This window comes from Streptococcus sp. HMSC063B03, from assembly GCF_001836965.1.
In the GTDB taxonomy this organism is placed as follows: domain Bacteria; phylum Bacillota; class Bacilli; order Lactobacillales; family Streptococcaceae; genus Streptococcus; species Streptococcus pneumoniae_F.
Genome location: NZ_KV831015.1, coordinates 1 through 17,790 on the forward strand (window position 1 = coordinate 1; position 17,790 = coordinate 17,790).

The following is a 17,790-nucleotide window of genomic DNA, read 5'->3' on the forward strand; positions in this document are numbered from 1 at the left end:
TCTCTCAAGTGACAACTATATTAGTATATCACAGTCACTTTCGCTTGTCAACACTTTTTTTGAAACTTTTTTAACTTTTTTCATCAAGTGCTTCAACCACAATACACCATAGTCCGTACGGGATTCGAACCCGTGTTACCGCCGTGAAAAGGCGGTGTCTTAACCCCTTGACCAACGGACCTGAGTTGTTATTTTCAACTCTTACTATTATACAGACTTTTTCTGACTTGTCAACTACTTTTTAAACTTTTTTCAAATTAAGTAAAAAGAGCCAGAATTATACTGACTCTTCTATTGATTATTTAACTTAGAAGCACGTTCTTCTCCCCACCAATAGGGGATTAGTTCTGCGACTTTCACCGTCTTTCTTGTATCGTAGTCCATCATAAATTCTGCATCTTTATTTTCAGCATTAAGCTCTAAAAGGAATTCTCTACAGGCACCGCAAGGCATGGCTGAACTTCCACCATAAGGTGGTTTATCTCGAAAAGCTAATACTTTTTTAACCTTAGTTTGTCCTGAGAATTGATACATATTAAAGAGTGCCGCACGCTCTGCGCAGAGATGGAATACACCACAGGTTCCCTCCATACAGAAACCTGTAAATATTTGTCCATCTTCCGCTTCTACTGCGGCAACGACATGATTAGCATAAACAAAATCAGATACTTCATGTGGATTGTATAGTTTCTGTGCTTCTTCGTACATCTTTTCCCAGATGTCCATTATTGTACCCTTCTTATTTAGAGATTTCCTTTAACATATTTTCGATATGCTGGATTGATTTTTCACGACCTAACAAGAAGATCGTATCTGGCAATTCTGGCCCATGCATTTCACCTGAAACAGCAATACGAATTGGCATGAAGAGATTTTTCCCTTTGATACCTGTTTCTTTTTGGACTGCTTTGATTTGTGGGAAGATATTTTCTGTTACAAATTCATCATCTGTCATCGCTTCAAGTTTTGCTTTGAAGGCTTCAAGAACTGTTGGGACTGTTTCCCCCGCCATGACTTCGCGTTCTGATTCTGTCAATTCTGGGAAATCTGAGAAGAAGAGATCTGTCAATGGGATAATCTCATCTACTGATTTCATTTGTGGCTTATAGAGCTCAACTAATTTTTCAGCCTTGTCAGTTAAACGGCCTGCTTCCTCTAAGAATGGTTTTGCCATTTCAAAGATAGTTTCTAGATCTGCATTCTTGATATAGTCATTACTCATCCAATCGAGTTTCTTCTGATCAAAGGCTGCTGGTGACTTGCTGAGGCGGTTTTCATCGAAAAGTTTAATGAGTTCTTCACGAGAGAAGATTTCATCTTCGCCACCTGGGTTCCAACCAAGAAGAGCAATAAAGTTAAAGACCGCTTCTGGAAGGTAACCTTTCTTACGGTAATCTTCGATAAATTGAAGTGTATTAGTATCACGTTTAGATAACTTCTTACCCGTCTCAGAGTTGATAATCAAGGTCATGTGACCAAACTCTGGAGCTTCCCAACCAAGGGCTTCATAGACCATAAGCTGTTTTGGTGTATTAGCAATATGGTCATCTCCACGGATTACGTGAGAAATTTGCATATCGTGGTCATCGATAACAACGGCAAAGTTGTAAGTTGGGTAACCGTCTTTCTTTTGGATAACCCAGTCACCGCCGATATTGCCACCTTCAAATTCGATATCTCCTTTGACCATATCATGCCACTTGTAGATACCTGACTCATTGACAGCCAAACGAACAGTTGGAATGATCCCTGCTGCTTCACGTTCTGCGATGTAAGCTGCTTTTTCTTCTTCACTCATACCAAGGTATTCGTTGATATATCGAGGTGTTTCACCAGCAGCTTCTTGGCGTTCGCGTTCAGCTGCCAACTCTTCTTCTGTAACGTAAGATTTGTAGGCTTTTCCTTCAGCTAACAGCTGGTCGATGAATTTTTGATACAAGTCCAAACGCTCAGACTGGCGATAATTTTCATGTGTTTCTGGGCTTTCATCCCAATCCATACCTAACCAGCGAAGGTTTTCAAGCTGTGAACGTTCACCATCCTCGACATGACGTTTACGGTCAGTATCTTCGATACGAATGATAAAAGTTCCACCATGATGACGTGCATACAAGTAGTTGAACAATGCTGTACGGGCATTCCCGATGTGTAGTAGTCCTGTTGGACTTGGTGCGTAACGTACGCGGATATCTTTTGACATAGTTTCTCCTATAAAGTCTCTAGGCATCTGCCTTTTTGCTCTCTATATTATATCACAAGTCTTGGCTGAGTCCAATTTCTATGGATAAAGAGAGTAAAAAGAGTGGACAAACCACTCTTTTCTTCTATTATAGACGTGCGTTAAGTTCTTTGCTCAATTCTTCAAATCCTGGTTTTCCAAGAAGGGCAAACATGTTACGTTTGTAAGCTTCAACACCTGGTTGGTCAAATGGGTTGATAGCATTCAAGTAACCTGAAAGAGCGATAGCCAATTCGAAGAAGTAGATTGTGTAACCAAGAGTGAAAGCGTCTTGCTCTGGAAGAGTCACGTACATGTTTGGTACATCACCATCTGTGTGGGCAAGAAGAACACCATCAGTCGCTTTTTTGTTTACAAAGTCAACGTCTTTTCCTTGAAGGTAACCAAGTCCATCAAGGTCTTCTTCCAAGCTAGGGATAATCACGTTTTTACGAGGTTTGTCAACACGGACAACTGTTTCAAACATGATACGAGTTCCTTCTTGAATAAATTGACCAAGTGAGTGCAAGTCAGTTGAGAAGTTGGCTGAAGTTGGGTAGATACCTTTTTGGTCTTTTCCTTCTGATTCACCAGCCAATTGTTTCCACCATTCTGAGAAGTACTGAAGCGATGGCTCATAGTTTACCAAGATTTCAGTTGCATAGCCTTTACGGTAAAGGATGTTACGAACTGCTGCGTATTGGTAAGCTTCGTTTTCAGAGATTTTATCTGAAGTGTAGTCTTTGCGAGCTGCATTCGCACCTTCCATAAGAGCTTTGATGTCAGCTCCTGATGCTGCGATTGGAAGCAAACCAACGGCTGTCAATACTGAGAAGCGTCCACCGATGTCATCTGGAACAACAAATGTTTCCCAACCGTTAGCGTCTGCTTCAACCTTAACAGCACCTTTTTGGCGGTCAGTTGTTGCATAGATACGTTTGTTAGCTTCTTCTTGACCGTATTTCTTAACCAAGAGTTCTTTGAAAACACGGAAAGCGATAGCTGGTTCAGTTGTTGTACCTGATTTAGAAATCACGTTTACTGAGAAATCTTTGTCTGCAACATACTCTACCAAGTCAGCAAGGTAAGTAGATGAGATTGAGTTTCCTGCGTAAAGGATTTGTGGAGCCTTGCGCTCTTCTTTTGTTTGCAAGTTTGCAAAGTGGTGGTTCAAGAAGTCGATTGCTGCTTTAGCACCAAGGTAAGATCCACCGATACCGATCACAACCAAAACATCGCTGTCTGCTTTGATTTGCTCAGCAGCTTTCAAGATGCGGTCAAATTCTTCGCGGTCGTAGTTTTCAGGAAGGTCCAACCATCCCAAGAAGTCGCTACCAGCACCAGTTCCTTTACGGATCAATTCATCTGCTGCTGTTACTTGTGATTGCATGTATTCCACTTCATGTGGTGCAACAAATTTGTCTAAAACTTTTGAATAATCAAATTTAATATGTGACATGTTATTCCTCCAATATTTCTTCTTTTCTATCATAACGCTTACCTTCGTTTTTTTCAAGTTTTTTTGTCGAATTTCTCCAATTTTTATCAGAATTCAAACGTTTGCGTAAAAATCCCACATTCCAAGAATTTTGAAAAAATAAAAGAAAGAACGACTAGATCTTCCAGTCGTTACAGTTCATTCAATAAATACTCAAATAATTCTAAATTGCCATCTTCTTCATTAACCAGAAACTCTGGATGCCACTGCAACCCGATAATACGGTGCTCATCGATAGACTCAATCGCTTCGATGGTTTGGTCTCTTGGATCAATAGCAGTTACACGGAAATTAGGTGCCAAATCTTTAATACTCTGACGATGAACGGAGTTGACTTGACTTCCTTTTCCAAATAGCTTAGCCACCACGCTTCCTTCTACTGTCTCAATAGAGTGAGATGTTCCGAAAGGTAGGCCTTGCCAGTGACCTTCGATTTCTTGATTGAGGGTTCCACCAAAGGCAACATTGACAAGTTGAACACCGCGACAGATTGCCATAATTGGTTTATTCTGACGAAGCGCTTCCTTCAAGAGTGCCAGTTCAAACTCATCACGGACTAGATTGTAATCATCGCTCTCGATGGTTTTTTTCTCTCCATAAAACTGAGGGTGGACATTTTGACCGCCTGTCAAGATAAGTTTGTCAATCATTTCTACATAATCGCGTACAACTGACTCATCACCAACAGGAATGACTAAAGGGAGACCACCGACTTGACGAATGCTCTCTGCGAATCTACAAGATACAGATGAATGAATGTTTTTTCCTTCCGCGTCTACGGGACATAGATTTGCAGCAACTCCTACAACCGTTCTAGTCATGATGTCTGTCCTTTCGAATGTTAATACTCTTCGAAAATCAAATTCAAACCACGTCAACGTCACCTTACCGTACTCAAGTACAGCCTGCGGCTAGCTTCCTAGTTTGCTCTTTGATTTTCATTGAGTATAACGATAGTCCTATCATATCACTCAAAATGATTTTCGTCTAATATGTTTTTTTTAAGGCTGTGATAAATATTTTTTATGGACAAGAAAAAGCTGCCCACATAGGACAACTTCTTTCTTATTCAAAAACAAATTGATTGTGATAGAGTTCTGAATAGAAGCCACCTAGTTTCAAAAGTTCATGGTGGTTACCACATTCAATGACTTCTCCATCTTTGAGGACAATAATCTGATCAGCATTGAGAATGGTTTTCAAGCGATGGGCAATGACAAAACTGGTTCTACCTGCTACAACTGCCTCCATGGCATGCTGAATCTTGCTTTCTGTCACCGTATCTACGTTTGAAGTTGCTTCATCGAGAATGAGAACTTCTGGATCTGTCATCAGGGTTCGAGCGATAGAAATCAATTGCTTTTGTCCTGTTGAGAAGATGCTCTGGTCATCATCTATAAGAGTATCGTACTTATCAGGCAAGCTTTCGATGTAGTCGTGAATATGGGTTGCCTTGGCTGCTGCCTCAACCATTTCTTGACTAGCATCTGGCACACCGAAACGGATATTGTCTCGAATCGTTCCGCTAAATAAGACCGAATCTTGCAAGACAATCCCCACCTTACTTCTGAGACTATCCAAGTCATAGTCACGAATGTCTTTGCCATCAAAATAGATTCCACCAGCATCAACATCATAAAAGCGATTGATGAGGTTCATAATAGTCGTTTTCCCTGACCCTGTCGGCCCAACAACCGCTGTCATCTGGCCTTTCGGAGCGGAAATGCTGACATCTTTCAAAATAGGTTTATCAGGCAAGTATGAAAAATCAATATGACTAATTTCAACACCTTCTTGCAACTGAGTAAAGATCGGCGCCTTCTCAGATCGGATTTCTTCCTCTGCGTCAAACATTTCCTGAATCCGTTCAGCCCCAGTAAAGGCTAACTGAAGGCTTCCCCAACTAGCTGCAACTTGGATAATAGGCTGGTAGTACTGCTGTGAAAATTGGGCAAACATAACAATCAGACCTAGGGCTGTACTAGTTTCAATAGACTTATCATTCAAAAGTACAGCTGAACCAGCAAAGATGACGATGGCTGTGTTAACCAAGCTCATCCCATTCATAACAGGGAAAAGAATTCCTGAGAACATTCTTCCTTTAAAGGTTGCCCTGCGTACGCGCTCATTTTGTTCAAGAAATCCTGCCATCATATCCTCTTGAATTCCTTGCACAATCACGGCTTTTTGGCCTGAGATACTCTCATCCATATAGGCGTTGAGCTTCCCTACCTCTTTCTGCTGGAGGTTGGTGTATTTGCGTGCCATTTTTACGATGAAAATCAGCATGAGGAAGGCCAGTGGTGTGCTTGCTATGGTGATGAGGGCCAGCGTCACATTTCTCGAAAACATGACAAGAATCAGACCGATATATAAAACAATATTGCTCATGACCTGAATCAAACTTTCGTTAGAGGCTTGAAGGATATTATCCAAATCACTGGTAAAACGAGACAAGATATCGCCATCTTGTCGGCGGTCAAAGAAAGAAACCGCTAACCGAGCAAGCTTACCAAAGAGACCTTTGCGCATCTCGTTTGTCGACTCTGCAATCACGCGCGTCATAAGACACATGTATATGACACTGGAGATAAAGAGAACCAAAACCAGCAGGCCAAGATTGACCATGATTCCTGATAGACTTTGCCAAACAAGTTCTGGATTGCCATCTTGATAAGCTTGAACTAAATTAGCTAGCTGCGTCACTGCTTGTCCAGAAAAGACCGGAAAGAGGGCTTGGGCAAGAGTTGCTAAAACAATCATCAGGATGACAACTACAAATGATAGCTTATAGACTTTAAAATAATTCCAAAAAAATTGAACTGTCTTCATTTTACTCCTCCTTTCCTTTCTGTGTTTCATAGATTTCACGGTAAACGGCATTGTTGGCAACCAAGTCTGCATGCGTGCCTTGACCAATCAATCGTCCTTGATCTAGAACCAAGATTTTATCCGCATGAACAACCGAGCTAATCTTTTGCGCGATGATAATGGTTGTCGTTCCCTTTAATTCCTTATTCAAGGCTTCTTGCACTAGGCGCTCTGACTTAGCATCCAAGGCCGAGGTCGAATCGTCAAAAATCAGAATACGTGGATTACTGACAATCCCACGCGCAATCGACATCCTTTGCTTTTGTCCACCAGAGAAATTGGTTCCCCGTTCCTCAACTGGACTTTCAAAGGTTTTTTCCATACGATGAATGAATTCACTGGCTTGAGCAATATTGGCTGCTCGCTCCATTTCAAATAGAGTGGCATCTCCTTTGCCCTGTCTCAAGTTATCAGCAATCGTCCCACTGAAGAGAATGGCACGTTGGAGAACGATAGAGACAGCTTTACGCAGGGTCCCTTCACTCACTTCTCGAATATCCTTGCCTCCGATTTTGATAGCCCCTTCCTGCGGGTCAAAGAGACGTGGAATCAATTGAGCCAAGGTTGATTTTCCTGCACCAGTGGCTCCAACTACACCAACCATCTGACCAGGTTCAATAGTAAAGCTCACATCTTTCAGCATCGGTTCCTTATCCATTGGATAGGTAAAGGTCACATTTTCAAAGCTAAGACTTCCGACCAACTCTTCATCTGGGACATCCTTGAAAGTCATAGCTGGCTCTGCATCCAGAATTTCTCGAATACGACGCATGGAAATCATGGCACGGCTGACAGAATTTCCCAAAAATCCAACCATGACAATGGTAAAGATAATCTGGCTCAGGTAATTGACAAAGGAAGCAATGGAACCAACAACTGACGGTTCCGACTGAACCATCCCAGCAACTAGCCAAATAGAGAGGAAGACCGCCCCGTAACCGACCAACATCATGAAAGGTTCCACTACTGAAAAGGCATAACCGATGTATAGGTTTTGGCTTAGAAGCTCGTCTGAAACCTCTGTAAACTTAGCAAACTGCTCTTTTTCTTGGACAAAGGACTTGACCACACGAACGCCACGCAGATTTTCCTTGGCAATGGCATTGATGCGTTCAAGAAGGGTTTGAAACTTGGCAAAACGAGGCCCCATCATACCCATCATGACAGCAGTCAAACCAAAAATCAAGACCACCATGAGAACAATCACCCACCACAGAGAGGGCAAAGTTTGAACCGCAAGGATAAACGAACCGATGAACAAGAGGGGAAGTCTGAACAGAATTTGGAAGGTCATCATGACGACGTTCTGAATCTGGTTGATATCGTTTGTCATACGAACGACTAGATTTCCCGCATTAAACTGTTCAATATTGGCATAAGAAAAGGTTTGAATTTTACGGAAGGCATCCTCTCGAAGATCGGATGAAACTCCTTGGGCAATATAGGCTGCAAGGACAACATTGAGCCCACCAGCAACCAGACCGACCAAGGCCACACCAATTAACCAAGCCCCGATACTATAAATGGCTTCATATTTCCCAGCAAGGAGGGCGTCTAACACTTCCTGCAGATAACGCGGTTGCAGAAGTGAACTAGCAACCATCAAGCCTGTCATCAGAAGCGAGGCCAGTGCCTGCCACTTATAGGTTTTGATTTTCTGAATCAGCATATTTTCTCCTTAAAAAATAGACAAAAGGGAGCGACAATGCGTCAGCTCCTTCTCATTCTGTTTGTGTGATGTTATTCTAGCAAAAAAGTGGAAACTTGTCAAAGAAGTCTCCTTGATACAAATTAGTGCGCTTTCATCTACAGTAATGCATGATAAAGGTTTTTATGGTAAAATAGTAAAAAGAAGGTTATAAAGGAGGGGAATATGGAAAAACAAACCATCGCCGTCTTGGGGCCTGGTTCTTGGGGAACTGCCCTTTCACAAGTCTTAAATGACAATGAACACGAGGTACGTATTTGGGGAAACATTCCCGATCAAATCAATGAAATTAATACCTATCATACTAACAAACACTACTTTAAAGATGTCGTTCTAGATGAAAAAATCATTGCCTACACCGACTTAGCAGAGGCATTGAAAGATGTGGATGCGATTTTGTTTGTTGTCCCAACAAAAGTGACACGACTTGTTGCCCAACAAGTTGCAAAAACCTTGGACCATAAGGCTATTATCATGCACGCATCAAAGGGATTAGAACCTGATAGTCATAAACGATTATCAACCATCCTTGAAGAAGAAATTCCTGAACATCTCCGCAGTGATATTGTCGTTGTTTCAGGACCTAGTCATGCAGAAGAGACCATTGTGCGTGACCTGACTTTAATCACTGCTGCTTCTAAAGACTTACAAACAGCTCAATACGCTCAAGAGCTCTTTAGTAATCACTACTTCCGACTTTATACTAATACGGATGTTATCGGAGTTGAAACTGCTGGTGCTCTTAAAAATATTATTGCTGTTGGTGCTGGAGCTTTACATGGTTTGGGATTTGGTGACAATGCTAAGGCAGCCATCATCGCTCGAGGTTTGGCAGAAATTACCCGCCTAGGGGTAGCACTCGGGGCCAGTCCATTGACCTATAGCGGCTTATCTGGTGTGGGAGATTTGATTGTAACGGGAACATCCATCCACTCTCGTAACTGGAGAGCTGGAGATGCTCTTGGTCGTGGAGAATCTCTAGCTGATATCGAAGCCAATATGGGCATGGTAATCGAAGGAATCTCAACGACTCGAGCAGCCTATGAACTAGCGCAAGAACTTGGAGTCTATATGCCCATTACACAGGCTATTTACCAAGTTATCTACCACGGAACCAATATCAAAGATGCCATTTATGACATCATGAACAATGAATTTAAAGCAGAAAATGAGTGGTCTTAACCCTCTAGAGAAAGGATTCTTATGACATCAAAAGTTAGAAAGGCAGTCATCCCTGCCGCTGGACTTGGGACTCGATTTTTACCAGCAACCAAAGCACTTGCTAAAGAAATGTTGCCAATTGTAGACAAACCAACTATCCAATTTATCGTAGAAGAAGCTCTTAAATCAGGTATTGAAGATATTCTGGTTGTCACTGGTAAATCAAAACGTTCTATTGAAGACCACTTTGACTCAAACTTTGAGCTTGAGTACAACCTCAAAGAAAAAGGCAAACATGACTTGTTAAAATTGGTAGACGAAACAACTGGCATTCGCCTTCACTTTATCCGTCAAAGCCATCCTCGTGGTCTTGGCGATGCTGTCTTACAAGCAAAAGCTTTTGTGGCGAATGAACCCTTCGTTGTCATGCTTGGTGACGACCTAATGGATATCACAGATGACAACGCTGTACCTTTGACAAAACAATTGATGAATGATTACGAGTCGACTCACGCATCAACAATTGCTGTTATGCCTGTCCCTCATGAAGAAGTTTCAGCATATGGAGTTATCGCTCCTCAGGGTGAAGGGATTAATGGTCTCTACAGTGTCGAAACTTTCGTTGAAAAACCAGCTCCAGAGGATGCTCCAAGTGATTTAGCAATTATCGGGCGCTATCTGCTCACACCAGAAATTTTTGAGATCCTCGAAAATCAAGCTCCCGGTGCTGGAAATGAAATCCAGCTTACCGACGCTATTGATACACTTAATAAAACACAACGTGTTTTCGCCCGTGAATTTACAGGAGCTCGTTACGACGTTGGGGATAAGTTTGGCTTTATGAAAACATCTATTGACTATGCCCTCAAGCACCCACAAGTCAAAGATGACTTGAAAGATTACCTCATCCAACTTGGAAAAGAATTGGCTGAGGGGGAATAGAAGAATATTCCATGTAAAAATAAGAACTAGGATAGTTAATTATCCCAGTTCTTTTTATTTTATATTGCTATTCTTTAGAACATCCATAATCTAAAAAGAAATCTGTATTTCTTACTTACTCTACTTATATTTTATGAAAGTACAACGATATTATTTGTTTTTTAACAAAAATGCGGCCACAATAAGTTTGTATAATAAAATAAAAAGCACCGAATCGGTGCGCACTTTTTCAAGTTGTGTACGGACAAAGCCTTATTTTAACTTGCTGTGTTGTTTCGAATAGTTCCAAAACTCTAAATATGGTATAATCAAGAAAAATGATGTTTTAGAGCTGTGTTGTTTCGAATGGTTCCAAAATAATAAATAATTTTAAATTTGACTTAACTATTGGAGTAGTCATGGTTAAATTAAATCAACCGAGTCGAACATAAGTTGTTTAATTTTGTGGAAGCTATTAATAAGAATATAATAAGGGAGAAAGATAGGTGTAATTTTAATTTTAAAGTAATTGCGGACACTATCAAAGTAAAAGATTATGGAAAACAAATTTGTAGAATTTATCAAAAACAATAAAAAAGTAATCATTTCATCAGTTGCAGTTGGTGTTGTATTGGTATTAGGGTTTGGATGGTATTCATATTACCAACATCAAGCAGAGCAACAAGCAAAAATTGTACAATTAGAAAAAGATAGCAAATCAGACAAAGAACAAGTTGATAAACTATTTGAATCATTTGATGCATCTTCAGATGAATCTATTTCTAAGTTGAAAGAATTATCTGAAACTTCACTTAAAACCGATACAGGTAAAGACTATCTTAATAACAAAGTCAAAGAATCATCTAAAGCCATTGTAGATTTTCATTTGCAAAAAGGTTTGGCTTATGACATCAAAGATTCAGATGACAAATTTAAAGATAAAACAACCTTAGAAAATAATGTAAAAGAAATCAATAAACAAATTGATTTTATCAAGAAAGTTGATGAAACATTCAAACAAGATAATCTTGAAGAAACTACAAAATCTCTTACTGATATTGTAGATAAATTCAATAAGCAAATCGAAGCTTTGAAGAAAGAAGAAGAACAAAAAGCAGCTGAAAAAGCTAAAGAAGAAGAGAAGAAACAATCAGAAGCTAAAACACAAGAATCTTCTGGTGGATCAAGTAGTTCAAGCAGTTCAAGTTCTAACTCATCTTCTGATTCTGGATCAAATGGTGGCGGAAGTAATTATGAAGCCCCAGCTGCCGAACAATATTCATCCGGCAACAGCAATAACGGCGGAGGAAGTAATGACGGCTATACACAATATTGGAGCATTGACGCAGGAGGTAATCATAGCAATTTCCAGGCAAATCATAGCAATGGAGATGTTCGTGACACTAATGGGAACCACCTTGGAAACTATGGTGGAGGAATTACTGAATTTAGACGACGTTAATAACTATTTTAGAGCTGTGTTGTTTCGAATGGTTCCAAAACACATTAAAAGCTACTCATTTTTTAAGTAGCTTTTTTCTTATTCAAGTTTACATATTATACTCTTCGAAAATCTCTTCAAACCACGTTAGCTTCCTAGCTTGCTCTTTGATTTTCATTGAGTATAAAACAAAAAAGATAAGGTTCAAAAATGCCTTATCTTTTTTCATTACACAACTATTATTATAAGCTCTCACAACCCCATTCCCTTGTAGAGAAGCAAGACTGCAAGTCCTACAAACAACACTACCGCTCCTAATCTCTGGCTGGTACTATACATCCGTCTTTCGCCTCTAACTGGAAAGATAACTGCTAGAAATGCTCCACCAACTGCACCACCGATATGGCCTGCTAGGCTGATTCCTGGAATCAGAACACTTCCAATAATGTTAACCACAAAAAGTGTCAGATAGGATTGGCCCAACTGCTGGATATAAGGATTACGCGTTGCATAGCGAAGAATGATAATCGCAGCAAATAGCCCATAGAGAGAAGTAGAAGCTCCTGCTGCTAAGGATTTTGGACTAAATACAAAAACAAAGAGATTGCCCATCATTCCTGATAAAAGATAGAGAAAGAAAAACTTCTTGGATCCGAAAATTTCCTCTACTTGCCTACCAAGATAATAAAGGGAAAGCATATTAACAATGAAATGCTCCCAACCAATATGAACAAAAATGGCAGAGAAGAGACGCCAAACCTGATCAGGAAAGAGGCGAATAGCAGGCCCATACATGGCTCCAAATCGAAATAATGTATCTGCCCTGTCAAAGTTTCCGCCTGCAGTGACCAACATTAGTAAAAATACCAAGGCTGTCACTAAGAAGAAGAAACTCGTCACAGGGTAACGTCTATCAAAGATTTCCTTCATCAATTAATACCTCCTGAACAGGAATATCATGGTTTTCAGAGATAAAGTCCTGAATTTGACAAGGATATATCGTACTCAAAGTATGACCAGAAAAATGTTCCAGATAGCGGTCATAATAGCCTCCACCGTATCCAATACGATATCCTTCCGTCGTAAAAGCCAGCCCAGGAACATGAATCAAATCAATCTGATAGGCATCTACTACTTCCAAATCTCCCTGTGGTTCCAGTAAGCCAAAGGAAGTTTTTACCAACTGCTGTGGATCATAGACTACAAAGTCCATGCGTCCTTTGGGATACGTTTTGGGTATCAGAACCTTCTTGCCGTCCTTAAGCGCCTTCTCAATCAATCCCTGCGTTTGAAACTCATGAGGAAAAGAGAGGTAGGTTGCGATGACCTTAGCTTCTTGGTAAAAGGGGTGTTGTAAAAGTCGCTCAGTTAAAGCTTGGTCTATAAACAGTTTTTGTTCTTGAGATAAAGACTTCATTTCTTGCAAGACTTGCTTACGTAATTCCGATTTCATAGACAAGCCCTCTACTCTGCTGCTTTCTTTTTCAGGAAACTAGAGACCGCATCCACACCAATGGCTAAGGCTTCTTCCTTAGGACTCATCTGAGGGTGATGAAGGGCGTAGGGACTATCGATACCTAGCCAAAACATAACGCCATCAACTTTTGAAAGGAGATAACCAAAGTCTTCACCTGTCATAGCAGGTTCGATATCAATCAACTCTATTCCTTCTTTTTCCTCAAAGAAGTCCATCAGTTCACGCGCCAAGGCGGGATTGTTCTCAACAGGCAGGTAACCACCTTGTTTGAGTTCCACTTCGACTTCCATACCAAAGGCTGCTGCAACTCCTTCTGCAACTGTTTTGACCCTCTTTTGAACCAAGAGACTCATATCTTGAGTCAAGGCCCGAATAGTTCCATGTAAAAAGGCTGTGTCTGTGATGACATTGTTGGTTGTTCCAGCTTGGAAAACTCCAAAGGTCACCACCGCTCCCTCGATTGGGTTGACATTTCGGCTGACCACTGACTGCACTTGGGTTACAAAGTAACTAGCCGCTACCAAGGCGTCATTGGCTTCATGTGGAAAGGCTGCATGTCCTCCTTTTCCTTTGAAACGAATCTTCACCTCACAGGTCCCTGCAAAGAGTGTATGGGTATTGGTCGCGATCTGACCAACCTTCAAATCTGGACGGACATGGAGACCATAAAATTGGTCTGGCAACCAGTCTCCAAAAGCACCATCCTCATACATGAGCATCCCACCTGCTTCATTCTCTTCAGCAGGTTGAAATAGGAAAAGCAGATTGTTCTTTGGTTGCTCCTCCAGTGCACGCTCAAGACAGCCCAAAGCAATAGTCATGTGGAAATCATGGCCACAAGCGTGCATACGACCTTGGTGCTGAGAAGCGAAAGGAAGGTCTGTTTGTTCGACGATAGGCAGGCCATCAATATCTGTTCTCCAACCAATGGTTCGCTCTGGTTGACTTCCCTGCAAATAAACCAAAATCCCTGTCCGCCAAGTACGAACTTGAACAAACTCCTTGCCCGCAGTCAATTTCTCAATCACATCCAGCAAATAAGCATGAGTCTTAAACTCCTCCAAGCCAATCTCTGGAATCTGGTGCAAATCTCGTCTAGTCTGAATCAAATCTAACATCTATCTATCCTCCGATATAGCAGAAAGAGGCTGGAAGAAGGGTTCCGCCTCTTTATTACTTTTACAATTATAAGGTACGAAGCGCATCCTCTAGCGCTGTTTTTTGTTGGGTTTGGGCATCAATCTCTTTGATAATACGAGCTGGAACACCTGCTACCACAACGTTTTCTGGGACATCTTGGGTAACAATAGCTCCTGCTGCGACAACTGAACCACTACCGATTTGGACTCCTTCGATAACCACTGCATTAGCGCCGATAAGAACATTATCTCCAACACGGACTGGTTCTGCGCTAGCTGGCTCAATCACACCTGCAAGAACGGCACCTGCACCAACGTGACTGTTTTTCCCAACGATAGCACGGCCACCAAGGATAGCCCCCATGTCAATCATGGTTCCTGCACCGATTTCAGCACCGATATTGATAACAGCTCCCATCATGATAACAGCATTGTCACCAATTTCAACCTGATCACGGATAATAGCACCTGGCTCGATACGAGCATTGATAGCACGTTTATCTAGCAAGGGAACTGCTGAATTGCGAGCATCTTGCTCAACAACATAGTCTTGATTTTCTACCAAACCATCGAGAAGCGGAGCCACGTCCTTCCAGTCTCCAAATAGGACATTCCCTAGTTTAACAACAGATCCAGGTACAGCAGTTGCGAGTTGTCCCTCAAAGGTTACTTTAACACTGGTTTTCTTTTCAGCATTTGCGATAAATTGGATAATTTCTTGAGCGTTCATTTTTGTAGCAGTCATAGGCGCCTCCTAGTTCATTTTAATGATACCTATTCTACCAAAAAAGGCCTCAAATTTGAAGCCTCAACTATTAAAATAACCCTCTTTAATTTCTCCCCTTAGCTTCTTCTACAGACAAGAAAATCATAGGAACAATAATCAACACCATAGACAAAGCTAAAAATCCATCCATAACTAGACCAAGAAAAAGGACGCTCAGTAGAGCTGAAGAAAGGGGCTCACTAACACTCACCACTGATACAACCAAAGGAGATACAAGGGATACCGCCTTCATCGAAATAAAGAAAGCAAATGCAGTCCCGAATACAGCTATCGTTAAGCAAATCAACACACTCACAATATCTAACTGAAAAGTAATACGATAGACTGGATGGAGTAGGTTACTAAATAATCCCGCTATAATCATCCCCCAACCAACTGTCGGTATAAAGCCATATCGTTTGGCAAAAGATTGTGGCAAGATAACATTAAACATGACTCCAACTGCACTGAGCAAGCCCGTTATCAAAGCCAAGGGAGTCATAGACAGCTGCGATAAATCTCCTCTAGTAGCCATTAAAAACACACCCAGCATGGCAATCAAAACATATAGGATAGCACTAAGAGACGCCTTCTTTTTGTAAACCATTCGATTGTAAAATAGGATAAAAACTGGACTGATGAATTGTAAAATAGTCGCAGTTGTCGCATTTGAGTACTCAACGCATAGATAAAAGAAAAACTGCACAGAAAAAATCCCCAAAATAGCATAGGCTAAAAAGGGCAGGTAATTTTTCTTATCTCGCCAAATATCGACTAACTTCCTACGTAACTGAAAGGCTGATAGGATCAAAACAAGACTTCCGGCTACCAGTAAACGCATAGAAGTAATCCAGCCCGAAGATACTTTATAATGAGTAAAGAAATACTCTCCTAAAATCCCGCAAATCCCCCAGATTAAACCTGATAATAGTGAATAGATTGTCCCCTTAACAATCTTTTTCTGATATTGATTCATATATTTATTTTAACATGAAAATGAAAAAGAAAAAAGTGGCAATAGAAAAGTCCCATAAGATCTATAATGAAAAGTTACCAAACAACTCATTAGAAAGAATCATAAGGAACAACTACACTTTATCACAAAACTACTCGATATTAAAGATCCTAATATCCAAATTATGGATGCTATCAATAAGGGTAACTACTCAAAGTAACTTCCACTTTTACTAGCGGTGGAACTTAGTTTGGGAATTTAGCTGTTATCAATAGGAATACCCACAAGTAAATCATCTCTAAACTGGAATACGATGCCCCATCTTGTCCTCATTGTGGGAAGTCAAATGAAGAAATATGACTTTCAAAAACTGTCTAAGATTCCTTACCTTGAAACGACTGGTATGCCTGCTAAAATTCTGCTTAGCAAGCGTCGATTCAAGTGCTATCACTGTTCAAAAACGATAGTGGCTGAGACTTCTATCGTCAAGAGGAATCACCAAATCCCTCGTATCATCAACCAAAAGATTACTCAAAAGCTGATTGAAAAGACTTCTATGACCGATATTTCACATCAGCTAGCCATTTCAACTTCAACTGTCATTCGCAAGCTCAATGACTTTCACTTTGAGTGTAGCTTTAGCCATTTGCCTGAAATTATGCCCTTGGATGTTAAAAAAGTCAGGTGAGTGACTGTTTCAATCGGTAGATGAAGATGAGGTTCATTGCGCAAGATTTTGACAATCTCAGTATCATAGCTGTTCTTGAGGGTAGAACACAAACTGTCATCCGAAATAACTTTCTTCGCTACCATAGAGCTGTTCGCTGTCAGGTAAAAATTATTACTATGGATCTGTTTAGTCCTTATTATGACTTGGTTAAACAGCTTTTTCCAAAAGCAAGAATTGTACTTGATTGCTTACACATTGTTCAACATCTAAGCCATGCTATGAGTCGTGTTCGTGTTCAAATCATGAATCAATTTGAACGAAAATCTCATGAATACAAGGCTCTCAAGCGATACTAGAAGCTCATTCAGCAGGATAGTCGTAAATTGAGTGATAAACGTTTTAATCTCCCTACTTTTCGTATGCACTTGACTAATAAAGAAATTCTAAACAAGCTTTTGAGCTATTCAGAAGACTTGAAACACCACTATCATCTCTATGACTCTTGCTTTTTAACTTTCAGAATAAGGAACCGGATAAATTTTTCGGACTCATTGAGGACAATCTAAAGCAGGTTCATCCTCTTTTTCAGACTGTCTTTAAAACCTTTCTCAAGGGCAAAAAGAAAATTGTCAACGCCCTTCAACTCCCCTTTTCCAACGCAAAATTGGAAGCAACGAATAATCTCATCAAACTTATCAAGCGCAATGCCTTTGGTTTTCGGAACTTTGGAAACTTCAAAAAACGGATTTTTATCGCTCTGAATATCAAAAAAGAAAGAACTAAATTTGTCCTTTCTCGTGCTTAGCTTTTCATCAACCCACTACAGTTGACAAAGAGCCAATTAAAAAAGAGAGAAGCAAACTGATTCTCTCTTAATGTATATAATATCTAGTTAAACAAAAAAAGATACGCTTACGTATCTCTGTAATGAATCGGGAAGACAGGATTCGAACCTGCGACACCTT

General features: G+C 40.6%; 14 protein-coding genes, 1 tRNA gene and 1 pseudogene. 4 read left to right on the forward strand and 12 right to left on the reverse strand.

The window, feature by feature from the left end:
• Positions 1-109: 109 nt before the first annotated feature.
• The 7 genes from HMPREF2628_RS01995 to patA all read right to left on the reverse strand — a co-directional run bounded on the left by HMPREF2628_RS01995 (position 110) and on the right by patA (position 8,256).
• Positions 110-181, reverse strand: a tRNA-Glu gene (locus HMPREF2628_RS01995).
• 110 nt (positions 182-291) lie between these two features.
• Entirely contained in the window at positions 292-726 is a 435-nt protein-coding gene (locus HMPREF2628_RS02000) for a cytidine deaminase family protein (protein WP_070842182.1), read from the reverse strand.
• A 13-nt stretch (positions 727-739) separates the two neighbouring features.
• Positions 740-2,200, reverse strand: a complete 1,461-nt coding sequence (gene gltX, locus HMPREF2628_RS02005; protein ID WP_070842183.1) for a glutamate--tRNA ligase — start codon at positions 2,198-2,200, stop codon at positions 740-742.
• Between the two features lie 127 nt (positions 2,201-2,327).
• Positions 2,328-3,677 (reverse strand): glucose-6-phosphate isomerase, encoded by a 1,350-nt coding sequence (locus HMPREF2628_RS02010; RefSeq protein ID WP_070842184.1) that lies wholly within the window; start codon positions 3,675-3,677, stop codon positions 2,328-2,330.
• A gap of 170 nt (positions 3,678-3,847) precedes the next feature.
• Positions 3,848-4,537 carry a gamma-glutamyl-gamma-aminobutyrate hydrolase family protein gene (locus tag HMPREF2628_RS02020; protein ID WP_070842185.1) on the reverse strand — a complete coding sequence of 230 codons (690 nt, stop codon included), beginning with the start codon at positions 4,535-4,537 and terminating at the stop codon, positions 3,848-3,850.
• A gap of 244 nt (positions 4,538-4,781) precedes the next feature.
• A complete protein-coding gene (gene patB / locus HMPREF2628_RS02025; RefSeq protein WP_070842186.1) occupies positions 4,782-6,548 on the reverse strand; it encodes a multidrug efflux ABC transporter subunit PatB in 1,767 nt (588 codons plus the stop codon).
• Position 6,549: 1 nt separating this feature from the next.
• The gene (gene patA, locus HMPREF2628_RS02030; RefSeq protein WP_070842187.1) at positions 6,550-8,256 is read right to left on the reverse strand and encodes a multidrug efflux ABC transporter subunit PatA; all 1,707 of its coding nucleotides are present in this window, start codon (positions 8,254-8,256) and stop codon (positions 6,550-6,552) included.
• A 204-nt stretch (positions 8,257-8,460) separates the two neighbouring features.
• Here patA and HMPREF2628_RS02035 point away from each other — a divergent pair, with 204 nt between their 5' ends.
• From HMPREF2628_RS02035 to HMPREF2628_RS02045, 3 genes are all read left to right on the forward strand, one after another.
• On the forward strand, positions 8,461-9,477 hold the full coding sequence (locus HMPREF2628_RS02035; protein WP_070842188.1) for an NAD(P)H-dependent glycerol-3-phosphate dehydrogenase: 1,017 nt from the start codon (positions 8,461-8,463) through the stop codon (positions 9,475-9,477).
• A gap of 21 nt (positions 9,478-9,498) precedes the next feature.
• On the forward strand, positions 9,499-10,398 hold the full coding sequence (gene galU, locus HMPREF2628_RS02040; RefSeq protein WP_049486965.1) for a UTP--glucose-1-phosphate uridylyltransferase GalU: 900 nt from the start codon (positions 9,499-9,501) through the stop codon (positions 10,396-10,398).
• Between the two features lie 535 nt (positions 10,399-10,933).
• Complete coding sequence (locus tag HMPREF2628_RS02045) at positions 10,934-11,839, forward strand: hypothetical protein (RefSeq protein ID WP_070842189.1); 906 nt, start codon at positions 10,934-10,936, stop codon at positions 11,837-11,839.
• Between the two features lie 231 nt (positions 11,840-12,070).
• Here HMPREF2628_RS02045 and HMPREF2628_RS02050 read toward each other — a convergent pair whose 3' ends face one another.
• From HMPREF2628_RS02050 to HMPREF2628_RS02070, 5 genes are all read right to left on the reverse strand, one after another.
• Positions 12,071-12,748: a rhomboid family intramembrane serine protease gene (locus tag HMPREF2628_RS02050; RefSeq protein ID WP_070842190.1), complete on the reverse strand. Its 678-nt coding sequence runs from the start codon at positions 12,746-12,748 to the stop codon at positions 12,071-12,073.
• The gene (locus HMPREF2628_RS02055) at positions 12,732-13,271 is read right to left on the reverse strand and encodes a 5-formyltetrahydrofolate cyclo-ligase (protein ID WP_070842191.1); all 540 of its coding nucleotides are present in this window, start codon (positions 13,269-13,271) and stop codon (positions 12,732-12,734) included. Before HMPREF2628_RS02055 ends, HMPREF2628_RS02050 begins: the two co-directional genes overlap by 17 nt.
• 11 nt (positions 13,272-13,282) lie before the next feature.
• Complete coding sequence (locus HMPREF2628_RS02060) at positions 13,283-14,413, reverse strand: N-acetyldiaminopimelate deacetylase (RefSeq protein WP_070842192.1); 1,131 nt, start codon at positions 14,411-14,413, stop codon at positions 13,283-13,285.
• A 67-nt stretch (positions 14,414-14,480) separates the two neighbouring features.
• A complete protein-coding gene (gene dapD / locus HMPREF2628_RS02065; RefSeq protein WP_049515894.1) occupies positions 14,481-15,179 on the reverse strand; it encodes a 2,3,4,5-tetrahydropyridine-2,6-dicarboxylate N-acetyltransferase in 699 nt (232 codons plus the stop codon).
• Positions 15,180-15,264: 85 nt separating this feature from the next.
• Positions 15,265-16,176 carry a DMT family transporter gene (locus tag HMPREF2628_RS02070; RefSeq protein WP_070842193.1) on the reverse strand — a complete coding sequence of 304 codons (912 nt, stop codon included), beginning with the start codon at positions 16,174-16,176 and terminating at the stop codon, positions 15,265-15,267.
• Between the two features lie 229 nt (positions 16,177-16,405).
• On the opposite strand from HMPREF2628_RS02070, the pseudogene HMPREF2628_RS10295 reads away from it, so the two are divergent.
• A pseudogene (locus HMPREF2628_RS10295) lies at positions 16,406-17,630 on the forward strand (ISL3 family transposase).
• Positions 17,631-17,790 lie beyond the last annotated feature (160 nt).

Excerpts from the sequence above, each read along its gene's own strand:
- HMPREF2628_RS02055 (WP_070842191.1), bottom strand. The coding sequence starts at position 13,271 with ATGAAATCGGAATTACGTAAGCAAGTCTTGCAAGAAATGAAGTCTTTA.
- HMPREF2628_RS02070 (WP_070842193.1), bottom strand. The coding sequence starts at position 16,176 with ATGAATCAATATCAGAAAAAGATTGTTAAGGGGACAATCTATTCACTA.
- HMPREF2628_RS02045 (WP_070842189.1), top strand. The coding sequence starts at position 10,934 with ATGGAAAACAAATTTGTAGAATTTATCAAAAACAATAAAAAAGTAATC.
- patA (WP_070842187.1), bottom strand. The coding sequence starts at position 8,256 with ATGCTGATTCAGAAAATCAAAACCTATAAGTGGCAGGCACTGGCCTCG.
- HMPREF2628_RS02050 (WP_070842190.1), bottom strand. The coding sequence starts at position 12,748 with ATGAAGGAAATCTTTGATAGACGTTACCCTGTGACGAGTTTCTTCTTC.
- patB (WP_070842186.1), bottom strand. The coding sequence starts at position 6,548 with ATGAAGACAGTTCAATTTTTTTGGAATTATTTTAAAGTCTATAAGCTA.
- HMPREF2628_RS02060 (WP_070842192.1), bottom strand. The coding sequence starts at position 14,413 with ATGTTAGATTTGATTCAGACTAGACGAGATTTGCACCAGATTCCAGAG.
- HMPREF2628_RS02010 (WP_070842184.1), bottom strand. The coding sequence starts at position 3,677 with ATGTCACATATTAAATTTGATTATTCAAAAGTTTTAGACAAATTTGTT.
- galU (WP_049486965.1), top strand. The coding sequence starts at position 9,499 with ATGACATCAAAAGTTAGAAAGGCAGTCATCCCTGCCGCTGGACTTGGG.
- HMPREF2628_RS02020 (WP_070842185.1), bottom strand. The coding sequence starts at position 4,537 with ATGACTAGAACGGTTGTAGGAGTTGCTGCAAATCTATGTCCCGTAGAC.
- HMPREF2628_RS02000 (WP_070842182.1), bottom strand. The coding sequence starts at position 726 with ATGGACATCTGGGAAAAGATGTACGAAGAAGCACAGAAACTATACAAT.
- HMPREF2628_RS02035 (WP_070842188.1), top strand. The coding sequence starts at position 8,461 with ATGGAAAAACAAACCATCGCCGTCTTGGGGCCTGGTTCTTGGGGAACT.
- gltX (WP_070842183.1), bottom strand. The coding sequence starts at position 2,200 with ATGTCAAAAGATATCCGCGTACGTTACGCACCAAGTCCAACAGGACTA.
- dapD (WP_049515894.1), bottom strand. The coding sequence starts at position 15,179 with ATGACTGCTACAAAAATGAACGCTCAAGAAATTATCCAATTTATCGCA.